General features: G+C 57.4%; 10 protein-coding genes and 1 pseudogene. 8 read left to right on the top strand and 3 right to left on the bottom strand.

Going from position 1 to position 11,554, the window contains the following annotated elements; all coding sequences use genetic code 11:
- Nucleotides 1–459: 459 nt before the first annotated feature.
- Nucleotides 460–927 carry a hypothetical protein gene (locus tag P3W85_RS00975; RefSeq protein WP_276263390.1) on the top strand — a complete coding sequence of 156 codons (468 nt, stop codon included), beginning with the start codon at nt 460–462 and terminating at the stop codon, nt 925–927.
- Between the two features lie 445 nt (nt 928–1,372).
- On the top strand, nt 1,373–1,744 hold the full coding sequence (locus P3W85_RS00970) for a hypothetical protein (RefSeq protein ID WP_276263389.1): 372 nt from the start codon (nt 1,373–1,375) through the stop codon (nt 1,742–1,744).
- Here P3W85_RS00970 and P3W85_RS00965 read toward each other — a convergent pair.
- The gene (locus tag P3W85_RS00965) at nt 1,741–2,010 is read right to left on the bottom strand and encodes a hypothetical protein (RefSeq protein WP_276263388.1); all 270 of its coding nucleotides are present in this window, start codon (nt 2,008–2,010) and stop codon (nt 1,741–1,743) included. The two genes, P3W85_RS00970 and P3W85_RS00965, sit on opposite strands and share 4 nt — an antisense overlap.
- 26 nt (nt 2,011–2,036) lie before the next feature.
- Here P3W85_RS00965 and P3W85_RS00960 point away from each other — a divergent pair, with 26 nt between their 5' ends.
- From P3W85_RS00960 to P3W85_RS00950, 3 genes and pseudogenes are all read left to right on the top strand, one after another.
- On the top strand, nt 2,037–2,252 hold the full coding sequence (locus tag P3W85_RS00960) for a tyrosine-type recombinase/integrase (protein ID WP_276263387.1): 216 nt from the start codon (nt 2,037–2,039) through the stop codon (nt 2,250–2,252).
- A 51-nt stretch (nt 2,253–2,303) separates the two neighbouring features.
- Nucleotides 2,304–2,555 (top strand): H-NS family nucleoid-associated regulatory protein, encoded by a 252-nt coding sequence (locus tag P3W85_RS00955; protein WP_276263386.1) that lies wholly within the window; start codon nt 2,304–2,306, stop codon nt 2,553–2,555.
- 219 nt (nt 2,556–2,774) lie between these two features.
- Nucleotides 2,775–3,011: pseudogene (locus P3W85_RS00950) on the top strand (transposase); the annotation flags it as partial.
- Between the two features lie 362 nt (nt 3,012–3,373).
- Here the strand turns inward: P3W85_RS00950 and P3W85_RS00945 are convergent.
- Nucleotides 3,374–4,129 (bottom strand): BRO-N domain-containing protein, encoded by a 756-nt coding sequence (locus P3W85_RS00945; RefSeq protein WP_276263385.1) that lies wholly within the window; start codon nt 4,127–4,129, stop codon nt 3,374–3,376.
- A gap of 407 nt (nt 4,130–4,536) precedes the next feature.
- Nucleotides 4,537–5,571, bottom strand: coding sequence for a plasmid segregation protein ParM domain-containing protein (locus tag P3W85_RS00940; RefSeq protein ID WP_276263384.1), 1,035 nt, complete (start codon nt 5,569–5,571; stop codon nt 4,537–4,539).
- 1,766 nt (nt 5,572–7,337) lie between these two features.
- Between P3W85_RS00940 and P3W85_RS45430 the strand changes: the two genes are divergently transcribed.
- From P3W85_RS45430 to P3W85_RS00925, 3 genes are all read left to right on the top strand, one after another.
- Nucleotides 7,338–7,547 carry a hypothetical protein gene (locus tag P3W85_RS45430; protein WP_430869467.1) on the top strand — a complete coding sequence of 70 codons (210 nt, stop codon included), beginning with the start codon at nt 7,338–7,340 and terminating at the stop codon, nt 7,545–7,547.
- A 1,403-nt stretch (nt 7,548–8,950) separates the two neighbouring features.
- Nucleotides 8,951–9,223 carry a hypothetical protein gene (locus tag P3W85_RS00930; protein WP_276263383.1) on the top strand — a complete coding sequence of 91 codons (273 nt, stop codon included), beginning with the start codon at nt 8,951–8,953 and terminating at the stop codon, nt 9,221–9,223.
- Between the two features lie 655 nt (nt 9,224–9,878).
- Complete coding sequence (locus P3W85_RS00925; protein WP_276263382.1) at nt 9,879–11,387, top strand: hypothetical protein; 1,509 nt, start codon at nt 9,879–9,881, stop codon at nt 11,385–11,387.
- The last annotated feature ends 167 nt before the right edge of the window (nt 11,388–11,554 follow it).

Genomic DNA, 11,554 nt, shown 5'->3' with positions numbered 1-11,554 from the left:
TTGGGCTATGCACGTGTCGAGGCAAGGATCTCATGCGAATACACGTGGTACATGCGATCGCAAATTGTTGCAAGAGGATCTCGGAATGACATGCTGGATCGGCCCCCAGTAAATAGGCGATCTCTCAAACCACTCGCACTTCAATGAATCGAGTTGGAGTCATGATTGGGGCGCTGGGAGGCGCTCCGATCGCTGGCCTGATCGCGCTCTCCCAAACTGGCAAGGCCTGAAGTTCCGCGGTGCCCGTCCTGCATGGCGCTACCCGTTAAACACTGATTAGTGTGGTGGGCATCACAAAAAGCTAATTTCCTCATGGGAACTGGCGCTTTCTCTGGAGTGACGGGGCGGTCTTCTGGACGGGATATGAAGCGAAAAGCGGGGCGGCGAATACCTAAATTTGATGATGTGCTAGTGCGCGACGAGAACCATACTGGTCATTCAGAATGACGGGAGCACACCATGGAAAAACGAACCTTCATCTTGAGCGCGCCGGCCTTTCTCATTGCGCCATCGCTGCCGGCCACGGCAGATAGCGTCTTTCACGCCACCAAGGACTCCCGAGTCACTCTGCTCTACCTGGGCCAGGTCTCGTGCCCGGCATGCCGTGGCTACGAGGCAGAGTACTTCGGTCGCATGAACCGGATGGCAACCAGCTTTCCAGAGTTCAGAGAGATCGACTACCTAAAGTTGAGCATGGGCAGCGGCAAGGCGACCGTGAGTGCCTGGCAACTGCCGGACCACCTCAAATGGATCGCGACCGAGACGCGCGGTGGCGAATCACCTATCAAGAACAACTATGGCACGCCGTTCTTCGTGGGAGTGGTCGATCGGGAGGTCTGGGCACAGGGGCCCGCTGTCAGCGGTTTAGAGGGTGACGTGATCCCCGCGCTTCGTCGCGCAGTGTTGGAACGAAGCGGGCGGATATAGGAGGCCCACGTTCCAATGAGCAGATCAGGTGATGACCTGCTGCGGCCCGCCTATTCCGATCCAAGGGAAGGTTCAGCCGGACCTCTGTTGCACTGCAGACCATAGACCCGCTGCGGGCTCAGCTTCCGGACACCCGCGCGCTCTCCTGCGAGGTTTGCGGATGGCTATTCTGTCGCGGATGACTTCCAGCAATACTGAGGTTCGTGCCGACCGAATCGACGCTGGCGTACTTTGCGGCGACGCGTGGCTGGCCGACCGCCTGGAGGCGGCGGGGGTGGCCACCATCGGCCAGCTGGTCGACCACGTCAACAGCCTTTGGTGCCAGGCCCGCTCGACTGGCTGCAGACGCTTTCGCACACGCAGCGCGCCTACCGCAAGGAAGCAGAGCGCTTCCTGCTTTGGGCGATCCTGGTGCGCCCCGCGCTCGCGCAAGCGGTGAAGTCCGGTGTGGCGCCCCTTCGAGCGGCCGCTGTCGCCGCTCGCGCAAGGCTATGCGCTCGGCGTGTTCAACAACCTGTACCGCTTCCTGGTCGACCAGGACTACCTGATGGGCAATCCCTGGCACGGCATCCACGTGCCGCGCGAGGCGCGGCCGGCGCTGGATGTGGGGCGCAGCCTGACCGAGGACCAGTGGGCGTTCATGCTGGCCCAGCTCGACGCACTGCCGCCCACCTTGGCCCACCAGCGCCTGCAGGTCGCCTTGCCCCTGCTGCACGCCACCGGCCTGCGCCTGTCCGAGGTGGTCGCCGCCACTACCGCCTACCTGGAGTGGGTCAGCCTGCCACGGCCAGGTACCCCGGCACGAATCGAAAACTAGTGGCTGGAAGTGGTGGGGAAGGGCAACAAGCTGCGCCGCGTGCCGGTGCCGCCGGCGGTGATCGCGCGGCTCGGCGCGTATCTGGTGGCGCGCGGCCACCCGGCCGACCCGGGCGCCATCCGGGTCCCGGGCGGAGTCGCCATGTTCGGCCATGCCACCGACCTGCGCGAGCGGGCGCCATGGGCCGGCGCGCGCGCCTCCAGCCCCGTCGATGCCGCCGCCGGTATCGCCTCCGTCACGCTCGCGAAGCTGATCAAGGGCTTCATGACGGCCTGCGCCGGCACGCTGCGCCTTGCCGACCCGCGCGGCGCGGCTAGAGGCGGCCAGCACGCACTGGCTGCGCCATACCTATACTACCCATGCGCTGGCGCCCGGCGCGCCGCTGGAGGCGGTGCAGCAGAATGCCGGCCACGCGTCACTGGACACCACCACGCACTACGTGACTATCGAGGCGGCGCGTCGGATGGAGGCGACGCAGGTGGTGTGGGAGGCCGGCAAGGGCGACTGATCACCCGTCCCCAAATCATTGCACCTTTCCGACTCCCAAGACGTTATACCCATGTCTCTTGAGATTGAGCGCACCGCAGCCACGGTGTGGATCCGTGTCCAGATGGCCAGGCACGGCCTGACCCTGACCGAACTGCAGGCGGCCAGCAGCTTTCCCGAGAAGGCGCCGCCGCCGGCTCCCGAGCCGGCGCGCACCTACCGCAACACCGAAGGGCAGAAATGGGACGGGCAGGGCGAGATGCCAGCCTGGCTGCAGCAGGCCATCAATGCGGGGCAGTCGGCGGAGCATTTCCGGGTGGCATGACGCTGCCCCTGGGACTTGACGCGCGGCGACCGCCTTGGCGAGTTCGCGGCCCGTCTGCAGATCACGACCTTCCGCGCGCTAGGCGAGTTTTCGCTTCGACCCTGCAGTCCGTTCGCCTGTGCGCGGCGCATTTGCAACCGCGGACGAGCCATCGGCCTGATTACTAGCAGCCCTACCACCGAGCAGTTTGTCGTAGCCCGCCACGCTCCACCTCGAACTGGCGGCGGCGGAATCGATGTCCGTACTTCGCGGTACGAGGGATACCGAGTGAACCAGGTCATCCGCAAACGCATCGAAGAGCACTTTGGCTGGGGCAAGACGATCGGACGGTTTCGACAAACTGTATATCGTGGTCTCGAACGCGTGGACCAACACTTCAAGCTGACGATGATCGCCAGCAATCTGACCCGAATTGCACGAATACTGGGAGCGGTGCCGCGAGGAGCGGTGCATTGAGCCGCCAAAGCGGGGCTGGCGCGCCCCGGAATTGGGGCGCCCAACTGTATGGCATGGTAGGTATTCAGCGGCCATTTGCATGTCGAGTCGTGTTTAGCTTCACTGCGCCCTTCGTGGAGGAGTGCTTTTCAATAGCCAGCTAAACGTCGCCCTTGTGTCCGCGCTCCTTTCCAGATCGTGCTACGAGTGAGTATCTGTGTCCGTTGTCGCGCAGGATGTTCCTGTCATCGCGATGGGAGACGTCCTGAATGACGTCAGCGCGCGTCTGGATATCGAAGAAATTACAACGTTAATCTTGCTCCTGCTCGCAGCATAGCGGGCAGGTTATCGCTTTGTCTGGGTTTCCCCGCAAAGTCGGCTCGTCAGGGCCGGGTAGTTGGTGGTGTGGCCTCCTGCAACGCCGGAACCAATTTCAGTTCCGAGAGCGTTTCCCAAGTGACAACCATCCTTTGGGCTAAGTCCAGATCGGCGCCCAGCAAGTGCGCGATGTCCGCATAGTCCCTGCCCGCCGCACGTAGCATCGCTGCATGGTAAAGTGTCGCGAGAGGGAACCTGACTACTCCCTCTCGGTGGGTTTTCTCGGCCTCCAGCGCGGAGATACGGAAGACCTTTTCCACAAGTTTGAGGTGTAGGCGCTGAAGATCACCCATAGGAGCCTGGTTCGTTTCCGGAAGCTTGGCGATGGCCCCGGCCTCCTCGGGGGCATCGGTGTAATTCGGGACGGAGGTTCGCGACTGGATTCTCAAGGCACAGACCCACCGTGTCCGAAGGGCAGGCAAGACGTCGTGCGTAATCCACAACAGGAATGACTTGACGGCGGCGAGTTTTCGGCCGCAAATCAGCATATAGAGGTTGGTTTCGCTGATAAAGGTCACGCTCTGAACACGGCCCTTCGTGATAGTTTCTAATTGTGCTACGCCCTCCACGTCCACGCAGTGTTTTTCAAGTGTCGACCTCGAATTGGTATAACCGAGGCTTCTGCATAGGTCAGTTACGCAGAACCAGGGCCGGCCGTCCTTGTCAATAAGAGCACGAAATGTATGATCCTGATACATGAATTGGACTATGCTCTGTGGTCGCGGTTGATCGGCCATGGCATCAACTACTCCATTGTCCATAAAGACTCCTTTCTCTGGTTTTCAAGAGCGCAAATTACGCCAGCGCCCACGAGGTTGCCACATTCGGCACGCGATCCGATATTTATACGAGACAGACTTGACCGCGCAACAACCGAGTTATCCGGTACTTTCGATCGCGCTCAGAATCCATCCACTTCCTCGCTCGCGCTAAATTAAATATCTTAATCTTTTAGTGATTCCACCGACGGCTACTGCGTGAGTAGACATCGCCTTCCACGTATTTTTTGCCCACGTGGGCAAGGTGGCTCGCGTCCAATCTTTTGATTATGTTGAGAAATTTATCGGCTTCCGGCCAATTTCTAGCAAAAAATTGGCCGGGATCCGCTACGGTTTCGATGCGGTACAATACTAGATGGCGGCAGGCAACCTGCACTGACTTGCTTTCGTCAATCCTCCGCGATTCCCCATTGGTAGAATCCCCGAGCGTTCGCCATCATCGGCTCGGCGACTACTCGAATTATGTCCGGAGGGAAACACTTTCGGATCGCTTCCTCAAATAGCGATAGGCCACCGCCTGTGAGTACAACATTATCAAACGCAGTAGATACCAAGCGTTTCTTCAGCTGATCCGTTACCTCTTCGGTGAACTCTTTCGCCTTAGTATGGAATGGGCGCATGTCTATCGTCCCCACTCCGATCAATGCTAGTTCGTTTCGCTTCAAACCGAGGCTTGCGGTGTAATAGTCGATATGTATCCCCAATTCTCTCGTCATCGTATTTGCCAGCCTGTAGATAATCGATGCCATCCCTTCAGGGATAGCGCCCGATTCGTCGTAGATTGGCTTCGTACCCCTGGCAGCATACCAATCAAAGGTTCGCTCCCCTGGGTCAATGACCAGATTGGCTCTCTGGCCGTTGAGATCTTCCTCGCCTCCCTCCCTCGTAGCCCAGTAGACCAAGCTCCCAACCGGCTGCGGAACAACCTCAACATTCCGGAGGCGTACTGCAATTTCGGGTCCGTATCGGGCTTCGAGCGCGCTAGGCGTTGGAACTGAGAGGCGCTTCCCCTGAAAGCGTTGACGTAACCTTTCGCGCCTCAGAGAAAATTGGGAGAGCGGCAGCCCGAGTACGAGTTTATCGACGGACCTTCTAATGGCGCCGCTCTTGCGAAACATGTAGTGCAGAGCCCCGATGAGGTGCGCCTCATATTCAGGGCTATCACTGTAGGCATCTGTCACTATTGGCTCTCGAACGTGCAGATGGGTATCCGGGCCAATCCAATAGTAACGACCATTAACTGACACCTTGACTTCATCGTAGATGGCTCGCATCCCGTTCAGTCTATGACTATCGTTCGCACCGAACCAATCCGCCTTAACTCGTGCCGGGTATGCGAGGTTGCCGTCTCCCCAGTCCACTTTTATGTTTCCGTATCCGATGTCCATGCCTACAACAAGTCGGTCTGTAACTTCTTTCGACATTATCTACTCCTAGAATTTGTGAGATTTGACGGGCGCAGGCTTGATGAATGATGGCGACGGGTTGGGCTGAGTGCTCGGACTGGGAGATCGCTCAAGTGTTTCGTATGCACGAATTAGTAAAGCCCTCATGTAATGAGCTCGCTCTCTACTCCCAGCGTGGCCTGCGAATGTACTCAATTTATCGAAAAGAGGACCATCAGAGGGTGCAATCGCTATCTGAACAGTGATTCGTTCTTTCTTTTGCATGAGTGAAATGTATTGTGAAATGAACGCGTGAAATAGAAATTCGAATAGAAACTTGGATTGAAGTAGACCGTAATGCCGCGGCTCAATGTGATGATGGAAATAAGTATCTTCGATTTGGCGAGCGAATTGGGGGACGAATCATTAGCCAAAAGTGTCGTGATTCGGAGTCGGCGGCCGGAAGTGACAAACAAAGTGCCGTATAGAGCACATTGTGGCGCGTCTGCTGGAGCGAGATCCTGAGATGTTCTAGGGATGGGGCAGGCTGAGCCGAGTTGGGACTCGGAGGTAGTTGTTTCGCAGTAACCGATGGGGAATGCGGACAACATAGAGGAGTCGATCCCCTGCAAAGACGTCCGGGATACACCGTTATGGCGGCACCGAATGCGGATCGACAGCCTCGCAGTACCTATACTTGCGATGCGTCAGGGGTTTGAACCGTTCGCATGAGCTTCCCTCTGTTCGAGCATTCCGGTTTCGGGGCGGTGACGACTGAGCTCGACGATCGCAATGTGAGCTGAGCAACTCGAGGGTCTTGCCACTGGGCGGTTTTCCATTCGATCTGCAGTCGAATCAATCATTCGTAGGGACGGCCAGTGACGTTTTGGGCGCCATCGAGCATGCTGGAGCTTTGATTTTGCCCGCAGTGGGCACGAGCGCCGTTTGTAAGTTATTGATTTTGAAATAGATTTTTATCTCTGGTGGCCAATTTGGTGCCCGGAATTGGCCAATTTTGTGAGGCCGTCGAAGTGCGCAGGACCGTCAGCCGAGAGATGGCGCTGTTAGGGTATCGGCCTAGGCGCGGGCAGCAGCACCCGCAGGCGCCCTTGAAAGGGCTTTGTCGGCACGTTGATGACGATCGTTGCAGGGCGTGCACAGCGTAGCTGCCTAGTCGAAGCCTTTCTTCGCTTCGAGGAAGACGGGGCGTGTCAATGTATTGGCCAACGCGGCCTCTAAAACGAAAGGCAAGTCCGATGCGCTAGGCACGGGTGTTCGTCGGCCGCCGTATCAGGTTGAGGCCTTGGCCAAGATTGAACTGCCCTGAAGAATCAGCCGCACCGACTACACTTACGCTCGCTGCGCTAGGATGGGGTGCCGGTACAGCTGTTGTTCCAGGTGAGGGCTGGGCGAACCGGTTGGCCAGTAGTTGCAGAAGAGCATGTTCGGCGAGGCTACAGGGTCTGCCCGCAGACAATGGGTTTGCCGGAGACGCTCTTAGGGGGGCGAGCCGCGTCCGCGAGACGGAAGGCACCATCGGCAACGCCAAGTCGTCGGATCGAGGAAGGCAACAAAAACAGCGCCTCCACCGGAGCTACTCGGATCGCAATGCACCGGAATTCCGGTAAAAATCTAGTCATACATCTTGCTGATATAGCTGAATTCCTTTTATATTCATATGGTTAGAAGAATTGGCCATGTTCGCCCCGAACATAAACCGACTGGACTAAGACCAGGAGCCCCCGTTGCCGGCGTGGCGTCCCAACCGTGTCATCGGCGCACAACATGCGAGCGTTGTCTGTGGCATGGCACGAGAGAAGATCGAGAAGGAATGGTGGAAGGCGTTGCCGCCGCTGCCGCCGGTTGCGGAACCGTTGCCCAACGGTGGTCGTTTCCGCCTGGATGACCAAGCAACGCTCAACGGTATCCTGTCCGTTCTGCAAACTGGCATTGTTGGGAGGACTTGTTGCAAGAACTGGATTCGCCAGCGGGATGACTTTCCTGGCGTTGCCTGAGAGACTGGCAACCCAGGGGCGTATGGGGGCGTTTGCGCTTGACACTGCTGACGTGCCTACGCGAGCATGAGCAGATTGACTGAGATCGGGCAAGCATCGATGGGGCTAACGTGGTCAGCCTGCCGGGGGCGACCGGTCTGGTCCGAACCCCACGGGTCGAAGCGAACCGTCGAGAGCCATGATCGACTCGGCAGCATTGCAAAACTGCTCCCGGTTGGTAGGCACACTGTGCTGGTTCCCCATTCTTGGGGTTGGGAAGGAGCCCGCCTGCCTCAACGAGTCGCCAGCGCTCACGTCTCGAGCGGCGTGTCGGAAAACGGCGCGGTCTTCAATGGATCGGCGAATCAGACGTGAGCTCCCGCCGCTTTGGCTGCGCCTTAGGGCAATGATTTGGGCGTGTACTTTAGTACTTCTCCTGCATAACCGGAGACTCCGGCACCCTTGACGACCGTCAACGGCACTATCTCTGGATAACGCGGTAAGTGAGACGCATTCTTGTCCACGGTGGACACCCCACACCGTATTTAAGTCTATGTTTTTTATTGGATTTTTTCGGGTCTAAGTAAAAAATTGGCCACCTTTTTACCAGAATTCTCAGTCGGGCGGCGGTCAATACTGTGCTAAATGCAGGTCATCTTTTCAGACACCAACGGCAAATAGTTCACCATCTAGTGCCAGTCTTGCGACTCGCCTCTTTGGTATTGGGCAAGCCAAATTTGCCCACCGTGGGCAACAACGAGCCTTGCAAGGCTTTGACTTCTAAAGGAAAGGTCTTCATTGCCGGCCAAATTACTTGTAAAAATTGTCCGGTTTCGCTGCCCGCCTAGGCAATCTGAATGTCCCGCTTTCGGGGGAGGTAGCGCCACCCCAGGGATCAGTTCTGGACTTCAGCGTGATTAAACCGGCTCGTTCACCGATATCGTGTCGTTCCCAGAGGGCAGACTTGCGACGTACAGGCAGTATGCGAAGAGCGACCCGCAGATGACACTGAGAAGGATAATTCCTGCCATTTCGTTGATCCTTTCGACGAGAAGTTCGCGCTCACGGTTGCGGTGGCCGCGCTTGGCCGGCTGGCCGCGTAATCCTCCCCCGGAAGGGGTGCCAGTCTGGCTTTCTCTCTCTCGTCCGGCAGGCGGTTATTGCTTATACCCGCTTATCGTGGGCGATGCACACAAATATCGTCCGGTGGTCTGAAATCAACCAGAGAAGGTCGGACGCTGCTTGCCAACAAGAACGCGGTTATCCACGGCGGAGGCGGAGCGATTGGGGACGCCGTTGCACGGGCCTATGCCGCAGCAGGTGCCAGGGTCTGCTTGGCGGGGCGTACACTGGACAAGCCCCAGCCGTGGCCTAGGAGATCGCCGCTGTCGGGGGCGTTGGCTAGATCGCGCAGGTGGACGCGCTTGGCGAGTCAGCGGTCCGGCGGCATGCCGTCGCCGCGCGCGCGGGCAGCATCGATATCGGATATCGCGCTGAACACGGTCGGGCTTGCTTACGTGCAGGGCGCACCGCTCTCGGCACTGTCGCTGGGGGATTTCCTTTGTCCGGTGGACACCTATGTGCGCACCAATTTCATTACCGGAAATGCCGTGGCCGGGCACATGGTCAGGCAGAAGGCCGGCGTGATCCTGACCCTCTCCACGCCGCATCCCGCATGCCCGGGTCGGGCTTCCTGAGGCATTGGGTGGCGTGGGCGAGGGAAGGTTCCCCCCCCTATTTTGCCGGCGAGCTTGGCGCAGACGATGTTCGCGCCATCCGCATCCGGTCGCACGCCATCGTGGCCCTGGGCTCGCACAGCAGCGAGGTATTCACGCAGGTTGCCGAACGCGCGGGGGGACGATCGAGCAGATGCTGGCCGGCGCGGCCGGTGCCAACCTACTGAAGTGCTAGCCCAGACTGGCGGAAGTCGTTAACACGGCGGTGTTCCTGGCTTCCGGGCACGCCAAGGCAATGACCGGCGCGGTGGCCAACCTGACTTGAGGGGGGATCTTGGATAGCCGGCTGCGCTTGGGGAGGCGGATTTCCGTGTAGGTACAGCTTACTTTCGGATTGCCTTCTTCCCCATGAGGGTCTGAAGAGAGGGGGCGCGGCGGCTATACTTTGGTGGCTCCGCCATCAACGTGGAGCTCCCCAACCCAGTGGCTTCAAAGAAGGCGGATAGCCACACGTAATTGGCGACAGCGCTGCGACGATGAATAATATTGTAACTTTGCTTTCACGAGGCGACAAATGAACAGAGGGCGACGTGCCACGATTGCAGCACTATGTTGTTTCGGACTCGGCGGCCATGGCCACTCGAGGTGTGCCGAAATGACTGGAGTGTATCGCAGCATGGCAGTCCGTCCCAAAGCGCTGGCAACCTATGCCGATTTGCGCGATTACGCGGGAAATGCCGCAGAAGTAAGCCTGACAAGTGCCCGTATCGCAGGAATTTTCGTGCGTGACGATGGAGACATGACTAGTGCCGATAACGACGGAACGATCATTGTTGCCAGCAACGGGCGGCGCTGGAAGCGACGGGTTGACGGGAAAATTAAAGTTGGGTGGTTCGGTGCGATTGGTGCTGGAGCGGACGATACGGTTGCCTGGAACAATGCCGTTGCTGTCCTAGTAAGCTTGGGTGGCGGCATACTAGAGGCTATCCCCGATACAGTGCATGTTCTATCAGATCAGATTTACTGTGATCCTTCTGTTCCTGTTACTGTTGATTTAATGGGGGCGACGTTGAAGTTGGAGGCCACCGTTGGGAACTTCAAGCGTATATTCACAACGGCCAACGCGACGGGGAGGCTTGTGTATTCCAGCGCCGAAGATTCTCCAGCATGGGTTTTCCGTAATGGGATTCTTGATTTGAGTCGTGAAAATCGATTGCCCTACGCAAGGTACGAAAAGGAAAACAGTGCAGCATTTTTTTGGGGGGCAAGCGCCACTTATCCTGGGCGTGCCAGATTGGTTGTCGAAGATTCCATTATGATCCAGAACAGCACCGGTGATGGTGTGCACGTCTATACAAATGCGCACGTCACAATGCGCGGGAAGACGCGTCGTTGTTTCCGTGGTGGTCTGACGGTGACCGGCGGTTATAGTGTTGTAGATGGAGACAACATGATGGACCTCGGTGGAACCAATTCGCTAGGTATTCATATCGAGATCGATGCGTTTGGCTATGGCGCAACGAAAAGAATGGTGGGAACTTTCCGAGGGGCGAACGTTGCCGGTGGCGTTACATTAGACCCTACGCAAGGATCCGTAATTGACATTAGCGGTATCACTATGACGGGTGGAGGTCTGACAATCAGTGGTGGGGATGGTACTGGAACTATCGTCGGTGTTGGATCAACTCTTACAGTGGCCGGGCAGGGTGGGGCAACAGGGTATTTTGGCAACTGCAAAATTATTCATCTAATCAACCCGACTATCACTGTGGTATTCTCTGGCGCTGGTGGCCAGACAATAGCGGCCGTTGCGCCTCGTTTCGGTCTCGGTGGCGCTGTCGGAAGCGATAAGGCGATTATCCTTGAAAGCCCGACGTTCCTGACGAAGAACAAGCAAGCAACAGATAGGGCAATTGCGATTAGTTGCCCCGCGATGTCCTCTGCGACTAACAATTGGGTGCGGCTGCACGGTGGGAAAATAACATCAACCTATGATGCTGGAATTGTGGCGGTACAAGGCGGGTGCTATGAAATTGATGGCGATGTGGAGTTTTCCTCTACCACCACCGCCTTTCACATATCGGGGACAAAATCATACCTGGCAAGGCTGCGGCTTGGGCGTTACAGAAATACTGGCGGCGGCGAGGAAAAAATCGGTACTATGGTCGATGTGCTGGCGATATAAGATAGTGGCTGTTTTTTCTGGTAAGGATAATCCAGTGAGGTGCAGTATTGTGTCGCAGAAAATATAAATATTTTTCATTGGTCTGTTGCTGTTGTGGTGGAATTTGATTTTTTGTTTTATTGAGTTGCGGCTATGCATAAATTTCTTGTGTTCGTTGTTTATTTCTT

Origin of the sequence: Cupriavidus basilensis, assembly GCF_029335485.1 — a bacterium.
Classification (GTDB): domain Bacteria; phylum Pseudomonadota; class Gammaproteobacteria; order Burkholderiales; family Burkholderiaceae; genus Cupriavidus; species Cupriavidus basilensis_E.
The sequence above is the reverse complement of the archived record's forward strand: the minus strand, read 5'-3'. Positions and strand labels throughout refer to the sequence as shown.